The organism is Streptomyces sp. NPDC046308, from assembly GCF_055588065.1.
Map to the genome: position 1 here is coordinate 937501 of NZ_JBVJFB010000002.1, position 23173 is coordinate 960673.

23 protein-coding genes are annotated in these 23173 nt (G+C 72.1%); 11 read left to right on the forward strand and 12 right to left on the reverse strand.

Annotated elements, in window-relative coordinates:
* Window positions 1-20 precede the first annotated feature (20 nt).
* Together ACZ6JT_RS11640 and ACZ6JT_RS11645 are read left to right on the forward strand one after the other, a co-directional pair.
* Window positions 21-443, forward strand: coding sequence for a sigma factor-like helix-turn-helix DNA-binding protein (locus ACZ6JT_RS11640; RefSeq protein WP_469209242.1), 423 nt, complete (start codon window positions 21-23; stop codon window positions 441-443).
* The gene (locus ACZ6JT_RS11645) at window positions 440-694 is read left to right on the forward strand and encodes a hypothetical protein (RefSeq protein ID WP_365483625.1); all 255 of its coding nucleotides are present in this window, start codon (window positions 440-442) and stop codon (window positions 692-694) included. The genes ACZ6JT_RS11640 and ACZ6JT_RS11645 overlap by 4 nt, the downstream gene beginning before the upstream one ends.
* Window positions 695-805: 111 nt before the next feature.
* Here ACZ6JT_RS11645 and ACZ6JT_RS11650 read toward each other — a convergent pair whose 3' ends face one another.
* Window positions 806-1963 (reverse strand): cystathionine gamma-synthase, encoded by a 1158-nt coding sequence (locus ACZ6JT_RS11650; RefSeq protein WP_469209243.1) that lies wholly within the window; start codon window positions 1961-1963, stop codon window positions 806-808.
* A 75-nt stretch (window positions 1964-2038) separates the two neighbouring features.
* Between ACZ6JT_RS11650 and ACZ6JT_RS11655 the strand changes: the two genes are divergently transcribed.
* Both ACZ6JT_RS11655 and msrA read left to right on the forward strand, forming a co-directional pair.
* Window positions 2039-3142 (forward strand): hypothetical protein, encoded by a 1104-nt coding sequence (locus ACZ6JT_RS11655; RefSeq protein WP_469209244.1) that lies wholly within the window; start codon window positions 2039-2041, stop codon window positions 3140-3142.
* 114 nt (window positions 3143-3256) lie between these two features.
* Complete coding sequence (gene msrA, locus ACZ6JT_RS11660; protein ID WP_365483610.1) at window positions 3257-3919, forward strand: peptide-methionine (S)-S-oxide reductase MsrA; 663 nt, start codon at window positions 3257-3259, stop codon at window positions 3917-3919.
* 62 nt (window positions 3920-3981) lie between these two features.
* Here the strand turns inward: msrA and ACZ6JT_RS11665 are convergent, their stop codons facing one another.
* The 3 genes from ACZ6JT_RS11665 to ACZ6JT_RS11675 all read right to left on the reverse strand — a co-directional run bounded on the left by ACZ6JT_RS11665 (window position 3982) and on the right by ACZ6JT_RS11675 (window position 6809).
* Window positions 3982-4941: a GNAT family N-acetyltransferase gene (locus ACZ6JT_RS11665; protein WP_469209245.1), complete on the reverse strand. Its 960-nt coding sequence runs from the start codon at window positions 4939-4941 to the stop codon at window positions 3982-3984.
* Window positions 4942-5120: 179 nt separating this feature from the next.
* Entirely contained in the window at window positions 5121-6380 is a 1260-nt protein-coding gene (locus ACZ6JT_RS11670) for a L,D-transpeptidase (protein WP_469209246.1), read from the reverse strand.
* 144 nt (window positions 6381-6524) lie between these two features.
* On the reverse strand, window positions 6525-6809 hold the full coding sequence (locus tag ACZ6JT_RS11675) for a hypothetical protein (RefSeq protein WP_365483601.1): 285 nt from the start codon (window positions 6807-6809) through the stop codon (window positions 6525-6527).
* Window positions 6810-6974: 165 nt separating this feature from the next.
* On the opposite strand from ACZ6JT_RS11675, the gene ACZ6JT_RS11680 reads away from it, so the two are divergent.
* The gene (locus ACZ6JT_RS11680; RefSeq protein WP_469209247.1) at window positions 6975-7301 is read left to right on the forward strand and encodes a hypothetical protein; all 327 of its coding nucleotides are present in this window, start codon (window positions 6975-6977) and stop codon (window positions 7299-7301) included.
* Between the two features lie 83 nt (window positions 7302-7384).
* Here ACZ6JT_RS11680 and hutH read toward each other — a convergent pair whose 3' ends face one another.
* A complete protein-coding gene (gene hutH / locus ACZ6JT_RS11685; RefSeq protein ID WP_469209248.1) occupies window positions 7385-8926 on the reverse strand; it encodes a histidine ammonia-lyase in 1542 nt (513 codons plus the stop codon).
* Between the two features lie 141 nt (window positions 8927-9067).
* Here hutH and ACZ6JT_RS11690 point away from each other — a divergent pair, with 141 nt between their 5' ends.
* Window positions 9068-10270: an RNA-guided endonuclease InsQ/TnpB family protein gene (locus tag ACZ6JT_RS11690; RefSeq protein WP_469209249.1), complete on the forward strand. Its 1203-nt coding sequence runs from the start codon at window positions 9068-9070 to the stop codon at window positions 10268-10270.
* Window positions 10271-10363: 93 nt separating this feature from the next.
* On the opposite strand, the gene ACZ6JT_RS11695 is transcribed toward ACZ6JT_RS11690, so the two are convergent.
* The 4 genes from ACZ6JT_RS11695 to ACZ6JT_RS11710 form a co-directional block, all read right to left on the reverse strand.
* Window positions 10364-11479 (reverse strand): GGDEF domain-containing protein, encoded by a 1116-nt coding sequence (locus ACZ6JT_RS11695; protein ID WP_469209250.1) that lies wholly within the window; start codon window positions 11477-11479, stop codon window positions 10364-10366.
* A gap of 68 nt (window positions 11480-11547) precedes the next feature.
* Window positions 11548-12348: an enoyl-CoA hydratase/isomerase family protein gene (locus ACZ6JT_RS11700; RefSeq protein ID WP_365483589.1), complete on the reverse strand. Its 801-nt coding sequence runs from the start codon at window positions 12346-12348 to the stop codon at window positions 11548-11550.
* A gap of 154 nt (window positions 12349-12502) precedes the next feature.
* The gene (locus tag ACZ6JT_RS11705) at window positions 12503-13666 is read right to left on the reverse strand and encodes an adenylate/guanylate cyclase domain-containing protein (protein ID WP_469209251.1); all 1164 of its coding nucleotides are present in this window, start codon (window positions 13664-13666) and stop codon (window positions 12503-12505) included.
* A 229-nt stretch (window positions 13667-13895) separates the two neighbouring features.
* The gene (locus ACZ6JT_RS11710; protein ID WP_469209252.1) at window positions 13896-14792 is read right to left on the reverse strand and encodes a biotin--[acetyl-CoA-carboxylase] ligase; all 897 of its coding nucleotides are present in this window, start codon (window positions 14790-14792) and stop codon (window positions 13896-13898) included.
* Window positions 14793-14923: 131 nt separating this feature from the next.
* On the opposite strand from ACZ6JT_RS11710, the gene ACZ6JT_RS11715 reads away from it, so the two are divergent.
* From ACZ6JT_RS11715 to ACZ6JT_RS11730, 4 genes are all read left to right on the forward strand, one after another.
* The gene (locus tag ACZ6JT_RS11715) at window positions 14924-16510 is read left to right on the forward strand and encodes an acyl-CoA carboxylase subunit beta (protein WP_469209253.1); all 1587 of its coding nucleotides are present in this window, start codon (window positions 14924-14926) and stop codon (window positions 16508-16510) included.
* A gap of 18 nt (window positions 16511-16528) precedes the next feature.
* Window positions 16529-16738: an acyl-CoA carboxylase epsilon subunit gene (locus tag ACZ6JT_RS11720; RefSeq protein WP_469209254.1), complete on the forward strand. Its 210-nt coding sequence runs from the start codon at window positions 16529-16531 to the stop codon at window positions 16736-16738.
* Between the two features lie 81 nt (window positions 16739-16819).
* Window positions 16820-16960 carry a morphogenic membrane protein MmpB gene (mmpB, locus tag ACZ6JT_RS11725; RefSeq protein ID WP_365483579.1) on the forward strand — a complete coding sequence of 47 codons (141 nt, stop codon included), beginning with the start codon at window positions 16820-16822 and terminating at the stop codon, window positions 16958-16960.
* Between the two features lie 111 nt (window positions 16961-17071).
* On the forward strand, window positions 17072-17692 hold the full coding sequence (locus ACZ6JT_RS11730) for a nucleoside triphosphate pyrophosphatase (RefSeq protein WP_469209255.1): 621 nt from the start codon (window positions 17072-17074) through the stop codon (window positions 17690-17692).
* On the opposite strand, the gene ACZ6JT_RS11735 is transcribed toward ACZ6JT_RS11730, so the two are convergent.
* Window positions 17673-18140 carry a hypothetical protein gene (locus tag ACZ6JT_RS11735; RefSeq protein ID WP_469209256.1) on the reverse strand — a complete coding sequence of 156 codons (468 nt, stop codon included), beginning with the start codon at window positions 18138-18140 and terminating at the stop codon, window positions 17673-17675. The two genes, ACZ6JT_RS11730 and ACZ6JT_RS11735, sit on opposite strands and share 20 nt — an antisense overlap.
* Before the next feature lie 480 nt (window positions 18141-18620).
* Between ACZ6JT_RS11735 and ACZ6JT_RS11740 the strand changes: the two genes are divergently transcribed.
* On the forward strand, window positions 18621-20384 hold the full coding sequence (locus tag ACZ6JT_RS11740) for an acetyl/propionyl/methylcrotonyl-CoA carboxylase subunit alpha (protein WP_469209257.1): 1764 nt from the start codon (window positions 18621-18623) through the stop codon (window positions 20382-20384).
* 146 nt (window positions 20385-20530) lie between these two features.
* Here ACZ6JT_RS11740 and ACZ6JT_RS11745 read toward each other — a convergent pair whose 3' ends face one another.
* Together ACZ6JT_RS11745 and ACZ6JT_RS11750 are read right to left on the reverse strand one after the other, a co-directional pair.
* Window positions 20531-21478 carry a DeoR/GlpR family DNA-binding transcription regulator gene (locus tag ACZ6JT_RS11745; RefSeq protein WP_469209258.1) on the reverse strand — a complete coding sequence of 316 codons (948 nt, stop codon included), beginning with the start codon at window positions 21476-21478 and terminating at the stop codon, window positions 20531-20533.
* Between the two features lie 175 nt (window positions 21479-21653).
* Window positions 21654-23093: an NAD(P)H-quinone dehydrogenase gene (locus ACZ6JT_RS11750; RefSeq protein ID WP_469209259.1), complete on the reverse strand. Its 1440-nt coding sequence runs from the start codon at window positions 23091-23093 to the stop codon at window positions 21654-21656.
* Window positions 23094-23173 lie beyond the last annotated feature (80 nt).

Here is a 23173-nt window from a genome sequence, read left to right on the forward strand (position 1 = left end):
CTGCCCGCACTATGTGGACTATGCGGGTCGTTGATCAACACGCTGGCTCCTACGCGGAGTTCGAGTCCTTCGTCGCGGGCGCGGCGGGGCGGCTCCTGCATGTCGGGTTGCTGCTGACCGGTGAACCGGAGGCCGCCCGCCGGCTGCTGGCGGGCGCGCTGGCCCGTACGTACGCGAACTGGCAGCGGCTGCGCGGTGACGACCCGTACGACTTCACCCGCCAGGAGCTGTGCTCGGCCTTCGCCCGGACCGGCTGGCGCCACCAGGGCGGCACCGGCGTGCTGGCGCGGCTGAGCCCGCCGGAACGGCTCGTCCTCGTCCTGCGGCTCTACGAAGGCGTCGCGGAGGAGGTCGCGGCGGCGCAGCTGGGGCTGACGGTCGAGCGCATACGGGTGCTGTGCAATCGGGCCGTGGCCGCGCTGAGGTCCCGGGAGGCGGCGTGAGCGGAATCCCGGACCGGAAGGAAGCACAGGTCAGGCAGCTGCTGGAAGGGCCGTACCCGGCGGTGCCGGCCGGTCTCGCGGCGGGGGCGGCGGCCCGGGGTGACCGGCTGATGCGGCGGCGGCGGGCGTGGCGGCGGTTGGGGTGGGCCGTGCTCTTCGCTGCCGCGGTGGCCTTCGTCGTCTGGGCCTCGCTGACCCGGCCCTGGGTCGCCCCGCCGAGCGGCATCTCCCCACCCCTGGAGGGCTGGTAGCCCTGCCCGGCTCCGCCGCCTTCCGGGCTTCGCCCAGCCAAATCAGCCTCGCCGGAATGTGCCCGGCCGGGCTGGCCGGGCCCCGCCGGGCTGGGGCGGGGCCCGGTGGGGTCAGCCGAGGGCCTGGGTGAGGTCCGCGATGAGGTCGTCCGCGTTCTCGATGCCCACCGAGACGCGGATCAGGTCCGCCGGAACCTCCAGCGCCGAGCCGGCCACCGACGCGTGCGTCATGCGGCCCGGGTGCTCGATGAGGGACTCGACGCCGCCCAGGGACTCGGCCAGGGTGAAGATCTTCGTGCGGGCACAGACCGCGACGGCCTCTTCCTCGCCGCCGGCGACCTGGAAGGAGACCATGCCGCCGAAGTTGCGCATCTGCTTGGCGGCGACCTCGTGGCCCGGGTGCTCGGGCAGGCCCGGGTAGAGGACCTTGGTGACCTTCGGGTGCCGCTTCAGCACCTCGACGATCTTGCCTGCGTTCTCCGCGTGCCGGTCCATGCGCACGGCCAGGGTCTTGATGCCCCGCAGCACGACCCAGGAGTCGAACGGGCCGGCCACCGCGCCCATCGCGTTCTGGTGGTAGGCCAGTTCCTCGCCCAGCGCCGCGTCCGCGGTGACCAGCGCGCCGCCGACCACGTCGGAGTGCCCGCCCATGTACTTGGTCAGCGAGTGCACGACCACGTCCGCGCCCAGCGCGAGCGGCTGCTGCAGGTAGGGCGAGGCGAAGGTGTTGTCCACGACCAGCTTGGCGCCGGCCGTCCGCGCGATGTCGGCGACCACGGCGATGTCGGTGATGCCGAGCAGCGGGTTGGAGGGGGTCTCGACCCAGATGACCTTCGTCTTCGGGGTGAGGGCGGCCCGTACGGACTCGGCGTCGGAGGTATCGGCCACCGACCACTCCACGCCCCAGCGGGAGACGACCTTCGCGAAGAGGCGGAAGGTGCCGCCGTACGCGTCGTTGGGGATGACCACGTGGTCGCCCGGGGAGAGCAGCGTACGCAGCAGGCAGTCCTCCGCGGCCAGTCCGGACGCGAAGGCGAGCCCGCGCCGGCCGCCCTCCAGCGCCGCGAGGTTCTCCTCCAGCGCGGTGCGGGTCGGGTTGGCGCTGCGGCTGTACTCGTATCCGCCGCGCAGGCCGCCGACGCCGTCCTGCTTGTACGTGGAGACCTGGTAGATCGGGGGTACGACCGCGCCGGTCTGCGGGTCCGCCGTGTTGCCCGCGTGGATCGCGCGGGTCTCGAAGCTCTGGTGCTCGTGGCTGTCGTCGCTCATGGTCAGATGCTATGCCCAGCCCGGGTCGGGGCCCCCTATTGGCCTGCGGCCCCCTCGGTCTGGTTCGCTGGAGGCATGGAGATTCTGTGGTTGCTGTTCGCGATGCTCATGATCGTGTTCATCGTGGGTCCGTACGTCCGGCGCAGGCGGGGCGGCGTCCGTCTGGTCGCGCCGGGCAGCCCGGACGCGGCGGACCCGGCGAACTACGGATTCGACCGGCAGGAGGAGCTCGACATCCGTGTCCCCGGTCCCGACCAGGACCTGATGGACGCCCTCGACAACGTGCGGCGCACCGGCCGGTGGCAGGCGGCCTCGCAGCTGCTCGCCGGGACCCCGCGGGAGGGCGAGCGGCGCTGGCAGCGCGTGCAGGCCTTCGGCGGGGCGGCGGCGCTGGAACTGGTGGCCCAGCCGGGTGTGGGTGCGCAGTGGCTGAAGGCGTGGCGACTGGAGGCGGAGCAGGACGCGGGCGGCGCGCAGGTGCACGCGGAGCTGCTGGTGCAGCAGGCGTGGCGGCACTCGGGCGGGGTCGGGTCCACCGATCACCGGATCATCCTGGAGGAGGCCCGGGAGGCGTGCCGCAGGGCCGCCGCGGCGACTCCGGAGGACCCGGTCCCGTACATCACGGAGCTGGCGATCGCACGGGGTCTGGCGTACTCGGAGGCGGAGTTCGACGCCCTGTGGGCGAAGGTCATCGACCGGGCGCCCGAGCACATGGGGGCGCACATCGCGGCGCTGCACTACTGGTGCGCGAAGTGGCACGGTTCGCGGGAGCAGGCGGACGCGTTCGCGCACGCGGCGGCGGCGCGCGCCCCGCGCGGTTCGCTCCTGGCGGCGCTGCCGTTGTTCTCGGTGTACGAGAACACGCCCGATCTCGTCGTGACCGCCTACTACGAGAGCGCGGTCGTGACGCGGGCGGTGGAGGGCGCCCTGTACGCGGTGAACACGGCGCGTCAGGACGACCCGATGCAGGCGCACGTGCGGCACCTGCTGCTGATGTTCCTGGTCCGCATGGAGCGCTGGGCGGAGGCGATGGAGCAGGTGCGGCACGTGGACGGGTACGTGGGCGCGCTGCCGTGGTCGGAGTCGGAGGACCCGGCGGCGGCGTACGCGGTGTTCCGGGCGCTGGCGGTGGCGGGGTACGAGGCGAACGGCGGGTCGCCGGCGACGCTGCCCCAGTAGGGCGCGCACCCCGGGCACGAGGCGGCCCTGCCGGGGCTCCGACACGGGGAAAGGGGCGGGCCGGGGAATCCCCGCCCGCCCCTTTCCGTTGTCACTGCCACAAGGAGGGAATCCATGTTCTCGTACCGCCGTACCCCTGAGCTGCCCACCCGCGAGGAGGCCCTGACGGGCCGCGCGGAGCCGCTCTTCGCCCTGCCCGAGAAGCACACCGTGCTCGGCAACCCGCTGTCCGGTCCCTACCCCGCGCACCTCGAAGTGGCCGACTTCGGCCTGGGCTGTTTCTGGGGCGCGGAGCGCAAGTTCTGGCAGACCCCCGGGGTGTGGACCACGCTGGCCGGCTACCAGGGCGGCTTCACCGAGAATCCGACCTACGAGGAGGTCTGCTCGGGCCTGACCGGCCACACCGAGGTCGTCCGCGTGGTCTTCGACCCGTCCCAGGTCTCGTACGCGGCCCTGCTCAAGCTGTTCTGGGAGTCCCACGACCCGACCCAGGGCTTCCGCCAGGGCAACGACGTCGGCACCCAGTACCGCTCGGCCGTCTACACCCACTCCCCCGCCCAGCAGGCGACGGCGGAGGCCTCCCGCACGGCCTACCAGCAGGTCCTGGCCTCGTCGGGCTACGGCGAGATCACCACGGCCGTCCTCCCGGCGGCGGACCGCCCCTTCTGGCCGGCGGAGGCCCACCACCAGCAGTACCTGGACAAGAACCCGGGCGGCTACTGCGGCATCGGCGGCACGGGCGTCTCCTGCCCGATCGGCGTGGCCGCGGCCGAATGACCCCACCCGGCGCGTCCCTCTCGGGGGGCCGCGCCGGTCCGGCGTACGCGGTCACGGGCCGGCTACAGCTTGAGCTGGAAGATGCCCGCGTCGCGTGCGCGGCGGTAGCCGAGGGACTCGTTCACCGTGCGCATCGGGGTGTTGGCGTCGGCCACGGTCGTGGCGATGTGGCGCAGGGCCGGGTGGCGGGCGGCGGCGTCGGCGGCCATGCGGAGCTTCACGGCGCGGCCGAGGCCGTGGCCGCGGTGGCCGGGGGTGACGACCGTGTCGTGCTGGAGGGCGCGGGAGCCGGCGGGGTCCGGGAGGACGAGTTCCGTGTACGCGGCCACCTCACCGGCCGGGGTGAGCGCCGCGACCGTGGTCAGCTCGCCGCCGCGGTCGATGATCAGCTGTTGCAGGGCGTGCAGCCGCCGCGCCGTCCAGACCTGGATCCGTTCGTCCATGTCCCCGCTCGGGGCGTCCTCCATCGCGCCGTGGGCCGTGGCGAGGGCCGGCGCCCAGGCGTCGGGGACCAGACCGTGCCAGGTGTGGAGTTCGTAGCCGGGTGTGGCGGGGACCGGTGCGGGCCCGTCGGCGGGGAGCTCCTGTTCGTACCAGGCCATCGGCAGGACGTTCTCGAAGCCGAGGGACTCGGCGAACGCCTGCCCCGGACCGCCCAGGTCCACGAGGGCGGCGACCGAGGTCCGGCCCTGCGCGAGCAGTTCCTCGCGGACCCGCTCCCACAGGGCGGTGCCCACGCCGCGCCGCCGCTCCTGCGGCCGTACGGTCAGTACGTCCAGGAACGCGGTGTGCGTGTTCCCCTCGTCCGTGAACAGGAGCAGGGCCGCCGCACCCGCGCCCTCGCCCGCCGCCCAGAGCACGGGCCGGCCGCGCGCCGGCGGCACGCACAGCCGCCCGGCGACCTCCCCGCGGGTGGGCGCGGGCAGCTGCGGCTGGTCGGCCGCCCCGGCGGCGGTGAGGAGCGCCAGCCAGGCGTCCACCTCGGCGTCGGTGGGGGGCAGGTCGAGGGAGCGGATCATCATGATCAGACCCTAGACGGGCTCCGGACGGGGCGTTGAGCGGTTTTCGGCCTCCGTGCGAGGTCTCCCCGAGAGGCCTCCGGTCATGCCTCCGGGAAGGGCCCGGGAAAAGACGGACGGCGGGGAACCCGAGGGTTCCCCGCCGTCCGTTCGCCGGGTCGGCCGCGTCCGCTGTCGCGGCGTCAGACGGCCGAGCCGGCCTTCCAGTCCGCCCAGCTCATGTTCCAGCCGTTGAGGCCGTTGTCCGGCTTGATGGTCTTGTCCGGGGAGTTGACCACGGTGACCACGTCGCCGATGAGCGAGTTGTCGAAGAACCAGGCCGCGGGCTGGTTCGGGTCGCCCGCACCCTTGGCGTCGTTCAGGCCGACACAGCCGTGGCTGGTGTTGGCGCTGCCGAAGACCGAGTCGGCTCCCCAGTAGTTGCCGTGGATGAAGGTGCCGGACGTGGACAGCCGCATGGCGTGCGGCACGTCCTTGATGTCGTACTCGCCCTTGCCCTCTTCGTTCTTGAAGCCGACGGTCGAGCCGTCCATCCGGGTCTCCTTGAACTTCTCGGAGATCACCATCTGGCCGTTGTACGTCGGGTTCTCCGGGGAGCCCGCCGAGATCGGGATGGTCTTGAGGACCGCGCCGTCCCGGGTGACCGTCATCTTCTTCGTCTTCGTGTCGACCGTGGAGACCTGGCTGCGGCCGATCTTGAAGGTGACGGTCTTGCTCTGGACGCCCTGGACGCCGGGAGCGCCCTGGACGCCCTCCAGGGCCAGCTTCAGGGTGACGGTGGAGTTCGCCTGCCAGTACTGCTCGGGGCGGAAGTCCAGGCGCTGCGGGCTGAACCAGTGGCCGACGACCTCCTGGCCGCTGCTGGAGGAGACCGAGATCCCCGCCTGGACGGCCTTCTTGTCCTTGATCGCCTTGTTGAAGGTGATCGAGACCGGCATGCCCACGCCGACGGTCTGGCCTTCCTCCGGGACGAAGGAGGCCACGAAGCTGTTCTCGGGGGAGACGGTGGTGAAGGAGGCGTTCTCGTGGGCCTCGCGGCCGTCCGCGTCCTTCGCCGTCGCGGCCAGGGCGTACTTCGTGGAGCGCTTCAGGGCCCCGTCGGGCTTCCAACTCTTGCCGTCGGCGGCGATCTTGCCGGGCACGGCCGTGCCTTCGCTGGTCTTCAGCTCCACCAGCGTGAGCGTGCCGTCACTGACGGCGACGTTGGCGGCGTCGTTGAGGCCGACGTTGGTGGCGCCGTCCTTCGGCGTGATGGTTATCTTCGCCTTCGAGGCGTCCTTGGCCGCCGCCGCGTCGACCTCCGCCTGGGACTTGCTGGCCTCGCCGTTGCCCTTCGGCTTGTCGTCGCCCCCGTCGTTGCACGCCGAGAGCATCAGTACACCGCCGAGCACGACGGATATGGCCGCCAGGGACCTTCTCCGCCGCTTGCTGTCCGTCCTCACACGTCACTCCATCGTTGCCGGATACCCCGGGGCTGCCGTCCCGGGGTGGGCCGGGCAGGGGGAATCACCCCCTGCCTCGTCCTGACAACGCGTTAACGGCACCGGCCGGTTCCACATTCCGTTGGGATGTGGGCAACCACACGGTCAGGCGTTGTCGGGTTCCTCGTCGAAGTCCCCATCTTCCTCGTCGAGGTCCCACTCCATCGACTCGGGGTCGTATTCCACGGGCTCGCTGCTCCAGGAGGCCTGCGCGAGTTCCACGCCCGGGATGCCCACGACCAGGTCGGTGGGGTCCACCAGGTAGGCCAGGGCCTCCGATTCGTCCTCGCGGACGGCGGACTCGGCGTGGCCGCGCTCCTCGTCCGGCATGAACTCGTCGGCCTTGATGTGCGCGAGGGCGGCTCCTGTGAGTGCCTGAGCGTCCGGCACCTCAAGGACCAAATCCACCCGAAGGCGGACGTAACGTGATGTCTCAGAAGGGTTCATACGACGGAGAGTAAGCCCGCGGCAGCCCTGACTTTCCCACGACCCGCCCCTTTCCGTAGCATCACCGCACACGGCCAATTCGCTGCTGCCACAAGGGGGATCGCAACCGTGTCCGCACGCCGACCGCTGCTCACCGCTCTCGGAGCGACCACCCTCCTCGCCGCCCTGTGGTTCGTGCCCTCCGCGGGCGCTGCCTCACCGGGAACCGCGGAGAGCCCGTCCGGTGTGCCCGCGGGCGCGAACACCGCGGAGAGCGCCACCGGCACGGAGAGCGCCGACGCCGCGGGACCGCAGGGCCCGTCCGTCCTGCTCGCCGACACCGGCTCCGTCGACACCACCCCCTACCTGCTGGGCGGCACGCTCTGCCTCGGCGTCGGGGCCGGGTTCGTGGCCTTCTCCGTACGCCGCTCCCACGCCGCCTCCCGCCCCCTGTGAGCGGATCGCGCCCCTGACCGACGGGAAGGGCCGCCCCGAGAGAGATCCCGGAGCGGCCCTTCGCCGCACACCAGAGCCCGTCGTCAGGCGAGCGGGCCCGTCACCGGCTCCACCGCGGCGACGAGGCCGCCCGAGCGGACGAACGCGTCGGCGGCGGCCAGGTCAGGCGCGAGGAAACGATCCGGCCCGGGACCCTGCACACCCGCCGCGCGGACGGCCTCGATCGCGGCCAGGCTGGCCGGCGCCGCGGTGAGCCCGTGGCGCAGCTCGATGGCCCGGGTGGCGGCGTACAGCTCGATGGCGATGATCCGCGTCAGGTTGTCGACGGCGGTACGCAGCTTGCGCGCGGCCGACCAGCCCATCGAGACGTGGTCCTCCTGCATGGCGGAGGAGGGGATCGAGTCGGCCGAGGCCGGCACGGCGAGCCGCTTCATCTCGCTGACCAGGGCGGCCTGCGTGTACTGGGCGATCATCAGACCGGAGTCCACGCCGGCGTCGTCCGCGAGGAACGGCGGCAGGCCGTGCGAGCGGTTCTTGTCGAGCAGCCGGTCGGTGCGGCGCTCGGCGATGGAACCGAGGTCGGCGGCCGCGATGGCCAGGAAGTCCAGGACGTAGGCGACCGGGGCCCCGTGGAAGTTGCCGTTGGACTCCACGCGCCCGTCGGGCAGCACCACCGGGTTGTCGACGGCGGCGGCCAGCTCGCGGGAGGCCACCAGGGCGGCGTGCGCCATGGTGTCGCGGCCCGCGCCGGCGACCTGCGGGGCGCAGCGCACCGAGTACGCGTCCTGCACGCGCGGCGCGGTCTCCTCCTGGTAGTGGCGGACGAGTCCGGAGCCCTTCAGCACGGCGGCCATGTTGGCGGCGGAGGCGCTCTGGCCGGGGTGCGGGCGGATGGCGTGCAGCTCGGGCTGGAGGACCTTCTCGGTGCCGAGGAGCGCTTCCAGGGTGAGGGCGGCGGTGATGTCGGCGGAGGTGTAGAGCCTGCCGAGGTCGGCGAGGGCCATGACGAGCATGCCGAGCATGCCGTCGGTGCCGTTGAGGAGGGCGAGGCCCTCCTTCTCGCGGAGCTCGACGGGGGTGATCCCGGCTTCGGCGAGCAGTTCGCCGGCGGGGCGGACGGTTCCGTCCGGGCCCTCGGCGTCGCCCTCGCCCATCAGCGCGAGCGCGCAGTGGGACAGCGGCGCGAGGTCGCCGGAGCAGCCGAGGGAGCCGTACTCGTGGACGACGGGGGTGATCCCCGCGTTGAGCACGTCGGCCATGGTCTGGGCGACGGAGGGCCGTACGCCGGTGTGTCCGGAGGCGACGGTCTTCAGCCGGAGGAACATCAGCGCGCGGACCACCTCGCGCTCGACTCGCGGGCCCATGCCGGCGGCGTGCGAGCGGACGATGTTGCGCTGGAGCTGGGCACGCAGCTCGGGACTGATGTGCCGGGAGGCGAGGGCACCGAAGCCGGTGGACACCCCGTAGACGGGCTCGGGCTTGGCGGCGAGGGCGTCGACGATCTCGCGTGCGCGGGCGAGTGCGTCGAGCGCCTCGCCGGACAGCTCGACCCGTGCGTTGCCGCGGGCGACGGCGATGACGTCCTCGGCGGTGGTCCCGGAGGTCCCGACCACAACAGTGTGCATATCCATATTCAGCACCCTACGGATTGAATCGCTACCTGTCACTAGGAGGAAGAACCCATCGGCGCGCACCGACGGTCACCCGTTCGAGTGGGCCGTCTCCGTTCCCGGGGGCGAAGCGGTTGAGGAATCTAGGTTGGCGCCATGACGGTCTTGGCGAAAGTCGGAGAGCCCCAGCGCGCCCGGTACACCTTCCGGCTCCGCCTGTCGGCGACGGCCTTGTCAGCTCTGTCGTCGGAGTGGGGCCGGTGTCGCTGGGTGTGGAACCAGTGCGTCGCCGTATCGCGCGCGATGCACACGACCGGGGAGAAATGCGGCTCCGCCGTGTTGGACAAGATGTTGACCAGCTGGCGGGGTGATCACGAGTGGCTGCGCGCAGGCTGCAGCGTTCCACAGCAACAGACCGTCCGGGACTTCGCCACGTCCCGCGCCAGGGCTCTGAAGGACATCCAGGCCCGACTACCCGTTCAGCAGCGGGCGGGGATGCCGAGGCTCAAGAAGAAGGAAATGTCCGGCCCGACTCTCAACTACACCCGTAGCGGTTTCCGACTGAAGGGCGGCCGATTGCACTTGGCGGGCGGCATTTCGCTGACGGTGGCGTGGTCACGTGAGTTGCCCACCTACCCATCGAGTGTGCGGGTGTACCGGGACGGCCTCGGGCACTGGTACGCATCCTTTGTGGTAGCCACAGAGGTACAGGCACTACCCGCTGCCGGTGCGGTGATCGGCATCGACTGGGGCGTGAAGGAGACCGCGACAACCACCAGCGACGATCATGACCTCCCTCACGCGCAGCACGGGGAGAAGGCAGCGCGGACGCTGGCCGGGTACCAGCGGATGATGTGCCGGCGTAAGCCGAAGCGGGGGCGGGCCGCCTCGAAGGGCTACCGCAAGGCCAAGCGCCAGGCAGCGAAGGTGCACAAGAAGATCGCCCGGCAGCGCCAGGACACCGCCCGCAAGTGGGCCAAGAGTGTCGTGACAGCGTTCGACCGCCTCGCCGTGGAGGACTTCAGGCCGAAGTTCCTGGCCAAGTCCACCTTGGCGCGGAAAGCCGCGGACGCGGCAATCTCGGCGACCAAGGCCGAGCTGATCAACATGGCACGGAAGCACGGGCGGGTCCTCCATCTCGTGCACCCGGCTCACACCACCATGGACTGCGGACAGTGCGGAGCGAGAGCCAAGCACACACTTCCGCTGTCGGAACGCACGTACAGCTGCACCGCTTGCGGAGCCGTCTCCCCGAGGGACAAAAACTCCGCACGCGTGATGCTCGTCCGGGCTGGTCTCACCCCGGCTGGCGTTGATCGCGGAAGACCAGACGGATCGCCGGTCCGCCAGGCTGCGTGAGCCAGGAATCCCCTCCCCTTCCGGGAGGCGAGGTTTCAATAGGGGAAATTGTCACCAAGCCCGAGTCGGCCCCGGCCACTACGGGCCGGGTGCTCACTGCCGCCCGCGGAAGCGGCGCCGCTCCCCCGGGGCCTCCTGGGCGGCGGCGTCCGCGAGCCGGACCACCGCGGTGTCCCGCCCCGCCACCACCGGCCCCGCCGAGCGGGCCGCCTTTGCCTTGTACTGGGCCGCGTCGGCCAGCCGGAACAGCCGCCGGGAGGACTTGACCGCCCCGATCGGGTCCCCGGTGGAGGCCACCCCGCAGGCCACGCCCTCGCCCAGCTCCAGTTCGGCCGCCCGGGTGCACACCTCCTCGGTGACCCGGACCACCTCGTCGGCGCTCGGGCCCACCCCGACCAGGCAGAACTCGTCACCCCCCAGGCGCGCCACCAGCGCACCGGGCAGCATGGCCCCGCACAGGCTGAGCACCGATCCGAACCGCTCCAGCAGCCGGTCCCCCATGGCGTGGCCCTGGGTGTCGTTGACCTTCTTCAGCCCGTTCAGGTCGCACACGACGAGGCTGACCACCACCCCGGTCCGCCGGTGCTCCTCCAGGGCCTCGTCCAGCCGCATGTCGACCGCACGCCGGTTCGCGAGCCCGGTCAGCGGATCGGTGAAGGCCAGCCGCCGAGCCTCCTCCAGCCGCTCGTTCTGCGCGAGGCCGGCCGCGATGACGGCGGCGAGCACGGTGGCGAACTCGGCGTCGTCCTCGTCGAAGTCGGGCAGCCCCTCGTCCCGGGCCACGTACAGCTCGCCCCAGGCCCGGCCGCTGAGCACGACCGGCGCGACCACGCAGGTACCGCGGCCGCGGTGGCGCAGGGCCTCCCCGCGCCGCCCCGGCCGGTCGCCGACGGCGCTCTCGACCCAGGCGTGCGGGCCGCCACCGCCGACCCACCGTTCGTGGAGGAACTCGGTGATCTCGGGGAAGTCGTGCACGGGGTAGGACTCGTCCTCGGGGAACTCCTCCTCCCCGGCCCGCCGCTCGCCCTCGTTCACGAGCACGCGCAGCCGCCCCCGCTCCCGCTCCCAGGCCGAGATCGCGGCGAACGAGCCGTCCAGCGCCGTGCGCGCCCCCCGCGCCGCCGCCCGCACACTGTCCCGCGGCGCGCAGGCCGCGGCCATCGCCTGAGCGAGGCTCACCACGGCCCGCAGCCGCCCGTCGACTCCCATCACCCCAGGTTAGGGAGTTTTGTCCGATTTGGTACGCGTGACGCCGCTGGGCAGGAGCGACGGCCGGGCTACTCCCCCGGCCAGTTCGGCTTGCGCTTCTCGTTGAACGCCGCCACGCCCTCCGCCCGGTCCCCGGAGAAGGCCACCGTCCGCCAGGCCGCGTCCTCGATCTCCAGACCGGCCGCCAGGTCCATCCCGTGCCCCAGCCGCAGCGCCCGCTTGGCCGCCCGCAGACCCACCGGGGAGTTCGCCGCCATCCGCGACGCCAGGGCCAGCGCCTCGGCCCGGTCCTGCCCCGCCGGGACCAGCGAGTCCACCAACCCCAGGGACAGCGCCTCGGCCGCCTCCACCCGGCGCGCCGTGAAGATCAGCTCGGCCGCCCGCGCCGCACCCACCCGGCGCGGCAGCAGCTGCGTACCGCCGCCGCCCGGGATCACACCCACCGACACCTCGGGCAGCCCGACCACCGCGGTCTCGTCGGCCACGATCACGTCGCAGGCCAGGGCCAGCTCGAAGCCGCCGCCCAGCGCGAAACCGTGCACGGCCGCGACCGTCGGCACCGGAAGCTCCAGCACGCCCCCGTACGCCCCCCGCGTGGTCGGCCGCTGCCGCACCAGCTCGGCGTCCGACAGCGAGTTCCGCTCCTTGAGGTCCGCCCCGACGCAGAAGGCCCGCTCCGCGGTGGAGGACAGCACCACCACCCGCACCGACGGGTCGGCCGCGAGCGCCGCGCAGGCGGCGCCGATCGAGCGGGCCATCTCCGTCGACACCGCGTTCATCGCCTTGGGGCGGTCCATCGCCAGCTCCGCGACGTGCCCGTCGCCCTCCCGACGTACCGCGACGAACTCTCCGAAGCGCTGCTCAGACATGCCTGCGACCCTCCCGGTTAACGAGCGTTATCGCCGCACTCTAGTGCGCGGGGAGGCCACCGGGTCAAGGCTGCCCGGTTCCGGGGCACGGCCGCGCACCGGCCCGCAGGCGGCGGGCCCGGGGCCGTCCGTCCGTACGGAATGCGCGGGCGCGTCAGGCGGGGTGCCTGGGCTTCCTGCGGGTCAGCGACCAGGGCTCCACCACGCCGAGTCCGCGCACCGGGCGCTGCCACATCGGCTGGAGCGCGAACCGGTAGGACACCTCGTCGAGCGAGGCCTCGGCCTCCTTCTCCGACACCGGGGCGGCTCCGGTCCGGGAAAGCTCCTCGGCCATCGCCCCGTCCACCAGCACCGCGTCCTTCGGGGCTATGGACGTCAGCCGGCTCGCCAGATTCACCGTGGTCCCGAAGACGTCGCCCATCCGGGTCGTCACCGTGCCGAAGGCGATCCCGACCCGCAGCTCGGGCATCTGCGGGTCGAGCTCCATGGTCTCGATCAGCCGCAGCGCGATCTCCGCCGCCGTCCCCGCGTCGTCGGCGCAGTACAGCACCTCGTCGCCGAGCGTCTTGATCAGGCGGCCGCCGTGCGCGGCGACCAGGTCCGCCGCGGTCGTCTCGAAGGACTCGACCAGCTCGCCGAGCTCCTCCTCCTCCAGCCTCCGCGTGAGGCGGGTGAAGCCCACCAGGTCGGCGAAGCCCACCGCGAGCCGGCGGTCGACCATCTCGTCGTCGTCCGCCACCTGCACCACGCGCCCGGTGGCGGCCGCCAGCTGCCGCCGCCACACGTAGACCAGGAATTCCTCCAGCTCGGGCAGCAGCAGCTCCACCAGGGGGTACGTGACCTCCGTGCGGGTCATCCCCGGCTCCGGCGGCTCCGTCAGCCCTTCCAGGAACGAGTCGATCTGCCACTCGGCCAACCGCGCCGTGGTCTGCCCGGTGGACCGGGCCACCTGCACCGCCATCGGCTCGGACAGCAGCCCGGCCTCCACCAGACCGGCGAGCCGGCGCAGGGCCAGTACGTCGGCCTCGGTCAGCGCCTTGGCCTGCCCGATGTCGGCGAAGCCCATGGCCCGCCAGAACCGGGAGGCGAGCTCCATGGACACACCGGCGCTCCGGGCGGCCTGGAACGGCGTGTAGCGGCGCTCGGCCCCGAGGATCAGCTGCTCCAGCCGGATGGCGAGGGGATCCGCCGTCGGCTGGGCCGTGTGGTCGACCTCGTGGTGCGGGGTGTGCTGGTCCCGGCCGATCGGGGTGACCGGGCCGGACGAGGAGCCGCCGGCGCCGTGGGACGCGCTGGACGTAGGGTCGTCGACGGTCAAGGGCCGCCTCCTGTCCATTCCGTGCGCACTGCCCTGCGAACCGGTTGATCACCACGAGCACCGGGATCGCCTAAACCATACGGCAGGTGTGCCGTAGCTCACTCCCCCTGCCCTCTTTGCGACTCGGTCCACCTCCGGGGCGCCCGGGCCGGGCCTGAGGCCGTACCCGCCCGAAATGCTGCTTCCGCACATTTCTCCGCGCGTCCGGCCCCCTTCCCACCGTGCCCCGTCAGTGCACGGAGCGCAGGTGGACGACGTCCCCCGCCCCCACCGCCTCGTGCTGTCCCTCGGCCGTACGGATCACCAGCCGGCCATGGGTGTCCACCGCTTCGGCCGTTCCGGTGAGGGTGCGCCCGCCGGGGAGCTCCGCGCGGACGTGGCGGCCGAGGGTGGCGCAGCCCGCCGCGTAGGTCTCCTGGAGGCCGCTGGCGGCGGGGTCGCCGCCCGCCTCGCGCCAGTTCCCGTACCACTCCTCCAGGGACCGCAGTACGGCCCTCAGCAGCGGGTCCCGGTCGGTCACGGCGGCCTTGGCCAGCGCGAGCGAGCCCGCGGCCGGTACGGGCAGCTCGTCCTCGGTGAGGCTGACGTTGAGCCCGATCCCCACGACCACCCCTCCCCCGGAGCCTTCGGCCTGGGAGGGACCCCCGGCGACGCGCTCGGCGAGGATCCCGCCGGTCTTGCGCTCCTCGCCGTCCACGGTGACCAGCAGGTCGTTGGGCCATTTGAGGGCGGTGTCCACGCCCGCCGCGCGGGACAGCCCGGTCGCGGTGGCCACCCCGGCCAGCAGGGTCAGCCACCCCCACCGCTCCTGCGGCACCGCGTCGCCCGGCTTGAACAGCACGGACAAGAACAGCCCGGACCGGGCCGGCGCGACCCAGCTCCGGTCCAGCCGCCCGCGCCCGGCGCTCTGCTCCTCGGCGACGAGCACGGCCCCCTCGGGCAGCTCCGGCGCCCGGGCGGCGAGGTCGGTGTTGGTGGAACCGGTGGTGGCGACCACCTCCAGGGAGGTCCACAGCCCTCCCCCGGTCACGAGGGCCCGCCGCAACCCCTCGGCGTTCAGCGGCGGCCGCTCCAGGTTCGACCAACGACCGGCGGAAGCTCCTGCTGATGCATCTGATGGCGTCATGCAACCCACAGTAGGTGTGTCAAACGCCGCACTGCCGAGCGCCATGCCCGCCGATACGCTACGCACCAGTAGCCAGCAGTAGTCAATCAATTGACCAGGCAGTTGACACCACGCAGGGAGCCGCGACCCCGATGTCACATCCGTCAGAGCCGATCGACATGCACACCACCGCGGGCAAGATCGCGGATCTGCAGCGCCGCATCGACGAAGCCACCCACGCCGGATCCGCGCGTGCTGTGGAGAAGCAGCACGCCAAGGGCAAGCTGACGGCGCGTGAGCGGGTTGCCCTGCTGCTGGACGAGGGTTCCTTCGTCGAGCTGGACGAGTTCGCCCGGCACCGCTCCACCAGCTTCGGGCTGGAGAAGACCCGCCCCTACGGGGACGGCGTCGTCACCGGCTACGGCACGGTGGACGGCCGTCCGGTGGCCGTGTTCTCGCAGGACTTCACCGTCTTCGGCGGTGCCCTCGGCGAGGTCTACGGCCAGAAGATCATGAAGGTCATGGACTTCGCGCTGAAGACGGGCTGCCCCCTCGTCGGCATCAACGACTCCGGTGGCGCCCGCATCCAGGAGGGCGTCAGCGCGCTGGGCATGTACGGGGAGATCTTCCGCCGCAACGTCCACGCGTCCGGCGTGATCCCGCAGATCAGCCTGATCGTCGGGCCCTGCGCCGGCGGCGCCGTGTACTCCCCGGCCATCACCGACTTCACGGTCATGGTCGACCAGACCTCGCACATGTTCATCACCGGCCCGGACGTCATCAAGACGGTCACCGGCGAGGACGTCGGCTTCGAGGAGCTGGGCGGGGCGCGCACCCACAACAGCACGTCCGGCGTCGCCCACCACATGGCGGGCGACGAGAAGGACGCCATCGAGTACGTGAAGTCGCTCCTCGCGTACCTGCCCTCGAACAACCTCTCCGAGCCGCCCGCCTTCCCGGAGGAGGCGGACACCGAGGTCTCCGACCTCGACCGCGAGCTCGACGTGCTGATCCCGGACAGCGCGAACCAGCCGTACGACATGCACACCGTGATCGAGCACGTGCTGGACGACGGCGAGTTCCTGGAGACGCAGGCGCTCTTCGCGCCGAACATCCTGACCGGTTTCGGCCGGGTCGAGGGGCACCCGGTGGGCATCGTCGCCAACCAGCCGATGCAGTTCGCCGGCTGCCTGGACATCGACGCCTCCGAGAAGGCGGCACGGTTCGTCCGGACCTGCGACGCCTTCAACGTCCCGGTGCTGACCTTCGTGGACGTGCCGGGCTTCCTGCCGGGCACGGACCAGGAGTACAACGGAATCATCCGGCGCGGCGCGAAGCTGATCTACGCGTACGCCGAGGCCACCGTCCCCCTGATCACCGTCATCACCCGCAAGGCCTTCGGCGGCGCCTACGACGTCATGGGCTCCAAGCACCTCGGCGCGGACCTGAACCTGGCCTGGCCGACCGCGCAGATCGCCGTCATGGGCGCGCAGGGCGCGGTGAACATCCTCCACCGCCGGACCATCGCGGAGGCGGACAATGTGGAGGAGACCCGGGCACGGCTCATCGCCGAGTACGAGGACGCGCTGCTCAACCCGTACACGGCCGCCGAGCGCGGTTACATCGACGCGGTGACCATGCCGTCCGAGACCCGGGCGCACGTGGTCAAGGGGCTTCGGCAGCTGCGCACCAAGCGGGAGTCCCTGCCGCCGAAGAAGCACGGCAACATCCCCCTCTAGCCCCTCCAGGAGGTCTCTGTGGTGATCAAGGTCGTCAAGGGCAATCCGACCGCGGAGGAGCTGGCCGCCGCACTGGCGGTGGTCCAAGCGCGCGCGGCGGTGCTCGCTTCGGCACCGTCGGGCGCCCCGCCGGTCGCGGACGAGTGGTCGACGCCGTCGCGAGTGGCACGGCGCCGGCTGCCGCGTCCCGGTCCGCGCGCCTGGGGCCGTACGTACTGGCCCGGCTAGCCGAAGATGACGTGAACGCGGGGCGGCGCCTGAGTACCCGTACTCAGGCGCCGCACCGGTTCCCGGGGCCAGGATCGGAGCATGCTCTGGTCCGACCCGAAGAACGAGCCGCCGAAGGACATGCGCGACGCGCAGGCGATGATCCGGCGGCTGAGCGTGGTGCTCGCCCTCGCCATGCTGGTCGTGGTCTACGTCCTGGGCGTGGGCACGGGCCACTTCTAGGGGCCGCCCCCGCCGAGCCCGCTCCGGCCCTGTCCGCGGCGCGTACGGGCCCGCTCCAGGGGCGTACCGGGCGTGTTCCGGGACGTCGCCGGCGCGCCTACGATGACCGGCATGACTGCCACGCCCCAGCCCGCGAACCCGCGCAAGCTCGTCCTCGCCTCCGCCTCCCCCGCCCGGCTGAACCTGCTGCGCCAGGCCGGTCTCGCCCCGCACGTGATCGTCAGCGGCTTCGACGAGGACACCCTGAACCACGACGAGCCCGCCGCGCTGGCCCTGGCGCTGGCCGAGGCGAAGGCCGCGGTCGTGGCGGCCCTGGACGAGGCCGCGGGCGCCCTGGTGATCGGCTGCGACTCCGTGCTGGAGCTGGACGGCGAGGCGCTCGGCAAGCCCGCCGACGCCGAGGAGGCCACCGCGCGCTGGAAGTCGATGCGCGGCCGGGCGGGCGTGCTGCGCACCGGGCACTGCGTGATCGACACGGCGGACGGCCGCCAGGTCTCGGCGACGGCGTCCACGACGGTCCGGTTCGGCGAGCCGACGGACGCGGAGGTCGCGGCGTACGTGGCCAGCGGCGAGCCGCTGCACGTGGCGGGGGCGTTCACCCTGGACGGGCTGTCGGCGCCGTTCATCGACGGCATCGACGGGGATCACGGCAACGTGATCGGCCTGTCGCTGCCGCTGCTGCGCTCCCTGCTGGGCGAACTGGGCGTGTCCATCACGGACCTGTGGGCTTGAGCTCCCCGTAGGCGGGCGGGGGCGGGGTCTGCCCGCCGCCCTCGCCGGCGCCGTCCCGCGGGGCGGCGTAGAGCGTCAGGGTCAGCACCAGCAGGCACAGGATCAGCGTCGTCGCCGCGAAGGCGGCCCAGCCGACGAGGACGACGGCGAGGACGCCGAGCAGCCCGTGGGTGACGGCGGCCGTGATGAGGACGACGCGGGCGAAGCGGCCCGGGGAGCGGTCGCCGAGTGCGGCGACGGCGGCGAGGACGGCGCACAGCACGAGGAAGGCGCCCATGCCCGCCCCCATGGCGTAGGTCGCCTTGGACATGACGTCCGGATCGCTGCCGGCGATGGACATCGACTGGTTCGCCGTGGTCCGGCCCAGCACGATGTGGACGAGCACGAGCACGGCCGCTTCCGCGACAAGCACGATCGCGGCCAGTCCGGCCACGAGTCTGCGCAGCACGACGTCCCCACCCCCCACACGTCACAAGCCTGTTCGACGCCCTGGAGGCTACTAACGGGTAGAGCGGCGGGCAAGACATCCGCACACCCGGTGTTCGACGGGCCGTCAACGCGTCTTCTCCGGGCTGCCTGTGGGTACGGTGTTGTCCCGGTTCGCCCCGTCGGACGCCGGGACCGCCGATCGGGCAACCAATCGGCGAACAAGTGGACAACTCCGCGCCGGCCGGCAAAGAAAATGTGGGCCGTTCGTAGGGACTCGACAAAGAATCACCCGGGGCCGCTGACCGGGGGGACAGAGACCTTGGATACATGACGGGGTTACTGTGCAGTCGGGGATCCCCCTGACCTGGGGCGCCACAAGGGTTCTCGGGTGGTTCGGACCTCGCATCACACTCTGTGTGGGCAAGGTCACCATCGGGGAAGGGTCGAAAGGCCGTGTGGGCTGTCCCTAAACTCAGCTTGTTTCAAGGAGGGAGCCATCGTGCGCAAGGTGCTCATCGCCAACCGTGGCGAAATCGCTGTCCGCGTTGCTCGGGCCTGCCGGGACGCCGGGATCGCGAGCGTAGCCGTCTACGCCGATCCGGACCGGGACGCTCTGCACGTCCGCGCGGCCGACGAAGCTTTCGCGTTGGGCGGTGACACCCCGGCCGCCAGCTACCTGGACATCTCCAAGGTCCTCCAGGCCGCAGCCGACTCCGGTGCGGACGCCATCCATCCCGGATACGGCTTCCTCTCCGAGAACGCCGACTTCGCCCAGGCCGTGATCGACGCCGGCCTGACCTGGATCGGTCCGCCGCCGCAGGCCATCCGTGACCTCGGCGACAAGGTGGCCGCCCGTCACATCGCCCAGCGCGCCGGCGCGCCGCTGGTCGCCGGCACGCCGGACCCGGTCTCCGGGGCCGACGAGGTCGTCGCCTTCGCCAAGGAGCACGGCCTGCCGATCGCCATCAAGGCCGCCTTCGGCGGTGGCGGTCGCGGTCTGAAGGTCGCCCGCACCCTCGAAGAGGTGCCGGAGCTCTACGACTCCGCCGTCCGTGAGGCCGTCGCCGCCTTCGGCCGCGGCGAGTGCTTCGTCGAGCGCTACCTCGACAAGCCGCGCCACGTCGAGACCCAGTGCCTGGCCGACTCCCACGGCAACGTGGTCGTCGTCTCGACCCGTGACTGCTCCCTGCAGCGCCGCCACCAGAAGCTGGTGGAGGAGGCCCCGGCGCCGTTCCTGACCGACGCTCAGAACGCGGAGCTGTACGCCGCCTCCAAGGCCATCCTGAAGGAAGCCGGCTACGTCGGCGCCGGCACCGTCGAGTTCCTCGTCTCCGCCGACGGCCTGATCTCCTTCCTGGAGGTCAACACCCGCCTCCAGGTCGAGCACCCGGTCACCGAAGAGGTCTCCGGCATCGACCTGGTCCGCGAGATGTTCCGCATCGCCGACGGCGAGGAGCTCGGCTACGGCGACCCGGTCCTGCGCGGTCACTCCATCGAGTTCCGCATCAACGGCGAGGACCCGGGCCGCGGCTTCCTCCCGGCCCCCGGCACGGTCACCAAGTTCAACGCCCCCACCGGCCCGGGCGTCCGCCTGGACGCGGGCGTCGAGTCCGGCTCCGTGATCGGCCCGGCCTGGGACTCCCTCCTGGCCAAGCTCATCGTCACCGGCGCCACCCGCGAGCAGGCCCTGCAGCGCGCGGCCCGCGCCCTGGCCGAGTTCGAGGTCGAGGGCATGGCCACGGCCATCCCCTTCCACCGTGCGGTCGTCGTCGACCCGGCGTTCGCCCCGACCGACGGCAGCCCCTTCACGGTCTTCACCCGCTGGATCGAGACCGAGTTCGTCAACGAGATCCCGGCGTTCACGGCCCCGGCCGCGGAGGACACCGAGGACGAGCCGGGCCGCGAGACGGTCGTCGTCGAGGTCGGCGGCAAGCGCCTGGAGGTCTCCCTGCCCTCCTCGCTGGGCATGACCCTGGCCCGCACGGCCGCCGCGGGCGGTGCCAAGCCGAAGCGCCGCGCGGCGAAGAAGTCCGGCCCGGCCGCCTCGGGCGACACCCTGGCCTCCCCGATGCAGGGCACGATCGTCAAGGTCGCGGTCGAGGAGGGCCAGCAGGTCAACGAGGGCGACCTGGTCGTCGTACTCGAAGCCATGAAGATGGAGCAGCCGCTCAACGCGCACCGCTCCGGCACCGTCGTCGGCCTCACGGCCGAGGTCGGCGCGTCCGTCACCTCGGGCGCGACGATCTGCGAGATCAAGGACTGACCTCCTACGACAGGGTTCCCGGGGCGCCCGCCCCGGGGGCCCCGTTTCGCATGTGCGGCGCCGTTCCGGGGGCGCTGCCCCGGCGCCCCCGCGCCTCGAACGCCGACGGGGCCGGACATCCCGGCCCCGTCGACGTGCTGCTCGTCCTAGCGACGGCGCATGTCGGCCACGCGGGCCCGCTCCGCCTGCGGCTCCGGCAGCATGCCCGCGGCCCGCAGCTGCGCGGTCGGCCCGCCTCGCCGCTGCACCGGCAGCGGTGAGTCGCGCCGCGGCCGACGCCCCATCATCCCGTCCCCGCCGCCGCCGGAGGCAGCCGCGCCCGCCACGGTGATCTGGACGCCCTGGTCGGCGAGTGCCTGGAGTTCCGTCGCGGCCCGGTCGTCGTGCGGCGGGGGCTCGTCCGTGACCAGGCGGGTCATCACGTCCGTCGGCACGGTCTGGAACATGGTGTCGGTGCCGAGCTTCGTGTGGTCCGCGAGGACGACCACCTCGGCCGCCGCCTGCACCAGCGCCCGGTCCACGCTCGCGCTGAGCATGTTGGACGTCGACAGGCCGCGCTCGGCCGTCAGGCCGCTGCCCGAGAGGAACGCGCGGGAGACCCGGAGCCCTTGGAGGGACTGCTCGGCCCCGCTGCCGACGAGGGCGTAGTTGGACCCGCGCAGGGTGCCGCCGGTCATCACCACTTCCACCCGGTTCGCGTGGGCCAGGGCCTGGGCGACGAGCAGCGAGTTGGTGACGACGGTCAGCCCGGGCACCCGGGCGAGCCGGCGGGCCAGCTCCTGGGTCGTGGTGCCCGCGCCGACGACGACGGCCTCGCCCTCTTCCACGAGGGAGGCCGCGACATCGGCGATGGCGGTCTTCTCCGCCGTCGCGAGATGGGACTTTTGCGGAAAGCCGGACTCCCGCGTGAAACCGCCCGGCAAGACCGCACCGCCGTGCCGGCGGTCGAGGAGTCCTTCTGCCTCCAGTGCCCGCACGTCCCGCCGTACGGTCACTTCGGAGGTCTGGACGACGCGGGCGAGCTCCCGGAGCGATACCGCTCCGTTGGCCCGCACCATTTCGAGGATCAATTGGCGACGTTCTGCAGCGAACACGAAACTGACAGTAACCCCAACGACCGTCTGCTTTCAGCTCCTTGCGCCGAAATACCGAAGTTGTCCGTATGCCGGGGCGACTAGTGGTATACGCGGCCCCATGTCTGGGTGAACGTCCGGCCACGCGGCGGCGCACCGCCCCAACACCCTTACGGTATGGGGCGGTTGGGGCGGATCACGCCTCCCCGGCGGCCTTCCGCGTGTGCAGCTGGCGCGCCACCTCGGCGATCGAGCCCGACAGCGAGGGGTACACGGTGAACGCGTTTGCGATCTGCTCGACCGTCAGGTTGTTGTCCACGGCGATCGAGATGGGGTGGATGAGTTCGCTCGCGCGCGGGGAGACGACCACACCGCCGACGACGATGCCGGTGCCCGGACGGCAGAACAGCTTCACGAAGCCGTCCCGGATGCCCTGCATCTTCGCGCGCGGGTTGCGCAGCAGCGGGAGCTTCACCACGCGGGCGTCGATCTTGCCGGCGTCCACGTCCGCCTGGGTGTAGCCGACGGTGGCGATCTCGGGGTCGGTGAAGACGTTCGAGGAGACCGTCTTGAGGTTCAGCGGGGCCACCGCGTCACCGAGGAAGTGGTACATCGCGATGCGGCCCTGCATCGCCGCGACCGACGCGAGCGCGAAGATCCCGGTGACGTCGCCGGCCGCGTACACGCCCGGCGCGGAGGTGCGCGACACCTTGTCGGTCCAGATGTGCCCGGAGTCCTTGAGCCGGACGCCGGACTCCTCCAGGTTCATGTTCCCGGTGTTGGGGATCGCGCCGACCGCCATCAGGCAGTGCGTACCGGTCAGGACGCGGCCGTCGGAGAGGGTCACCTCGACCCGGTCGCCCACCCGCTTGGCGGACTCGGCCCGGGAACGGCCGACGACGTTCATGCCGCGGCGCCGGAAGACGTCCTCCAGGACGGCGGCGGCGTCCGGGTCCTCGCCGGGCAGCACGCGGTCGCGGGAGGAGACGAGGGTCACCCGGGAACCGAGCGCCTGGTACGCGCCGGCGAACTCGGCGCCGGTCACACCGGAGCCGACCACGATGAGCTCCTCCGGGAGCTCGTCGAGGTCGTAGACCTGGGTCCAGTTCAGGATCCGCTCGCCGTCGGGCATGGCGTCCGGGATCTCGCGGGGGTGGCCGCCGGTCGCGATCAGCACGGCGTCGGCCGTCAGGATCGTCTCGGTGCCGTCGGCGGCGGTGACGATGACGTCGCGCGTGCCGTCGATGCCCTGCGGACCGCCGAGCTTGCCGCGGCCGCGCACGACGCGGGCCCCGGCCCGGGTGACGGAGGCGGTGATGTCGTGCGACTGGGCGAGCGCGAGGCGCTTGACGCGCCGGTTCACCTTGCCGAGGTCCACGCCGACGACGCGCGCGGCCTGCTCGATGGGCGGGGTGTCGTCCGCGACGACGATGCCGAGCTCTTCGTACGACGAATCGAAGGTGGTCATCACCTCGGCGGTCGCGATCAGAGTCTTGGAGGGCACGCAGTCGGTCAGGACCGAGGCCCCGCCGAGGCCGTCGCAGTCCACGACGGTCACCTCCGCGCCGAGCTGGGCCCCTACCAGCGCAGCCTCATACCCGCCGGGTCCGCCGCCGATGATCACGATCCGGGTCACGAAAAGTCCGCCTCACGTCTACCCGGCCGGCTGCCGCCCCGGCCGGTGTTCCGGGGGGTCTCCCCGGGGGATGCATTCCG

Coding starts and splice junctions, on each gene's coding strand:
- msrA (WP_365483610.1), top strand. CDS start 3,257: ATGTTCTCGTACCGCCGTACCCCTGAGCTGCCCACCCGCGAGGAGGCC.
- ACZ6JT_RS11700 (WP_365483589.1), bottom strand. CDS start 12,348: ATGTCTGAGCAGCGCTTCGGAGAGTTCGTCGCGGTACGTCGGGAGGGC.
- ACZ6JT_RS11695 (WP_469209250.1), bottom strand. CDS start 11,479: ATGGGAGTCGACGGGCGGCTGCGGGCCGTGGTGAGCCTCGCTCAGGCG.
- ACZ6JT_RS11650 (WP_469209243.1), bottom strand. CDS start 1,963: ATGAGCGACGACAGCCACGAGCACCAGAGCTTCGAGACCCGCGCGATC.
- ACZ6JT_RS11715 (WP_469209253.1), top strand. CDS start 14,924: ATGTCACATCCGTCAGAGCCGATCGACATGCACACCACCGCGGGCAAG.
- ACZ6JT_RS11690 (WP_469209249.1), top strand. CDS start 9,068: ATGACGGTCTTGGCGAAAGTCGGAGAGCCCCAGCGCGCCCGGTACACC.
- ACZ6JT_RS11730 (WP_469209255.1), top strand. CDS start 17,072: ATGACTGCCACGCCCCAGCCCGCGAACCCGCGCAAGCTCGTCCTCGCC.
- ACZ6JT_RS11665 (WP_469209245.1), bottom strand. CDS start 4,941: ATGATGATCCGCTCCCTCGACCTGCCCCCCACCGACGCCGAGGTGGAC.
- mmpB (WP_365483579.1), top strand. CDS start 16,820: ATGCTCTGGTCCGACCCGAAGAACGAGCCGCCGAAGGACATGCGCGAC.
- ACZ6JT_RS11710 (WP_469209252.1), bottom strand. CDS start 14,792: ATGACGCCATCAGATGCATCAGCAGGAGCTTCCGCCGGTCGTTGGTCG.
- ACZ6JT_RS11655 (WP_469209244.1), top strand. CDS start 2,039: ATGGAGATTCTGTGGTTGCTGTTCGCGATGCTCATGATCGTGTTCATC.
- hutH (WP_469209248.1), bottom strand. CDS start 8,926: ATGCACACTGTTGTGGTCGGGACCTCCGGGACCACCGCCGAGGACGTC.
- ACZ6JT_RS11640 (WP_469209242.1), top strand. CDS start 21: ATGCGGGTCGTTGATCAACACGCTGGCTCCTACGCGGAGTTCGAGTCC.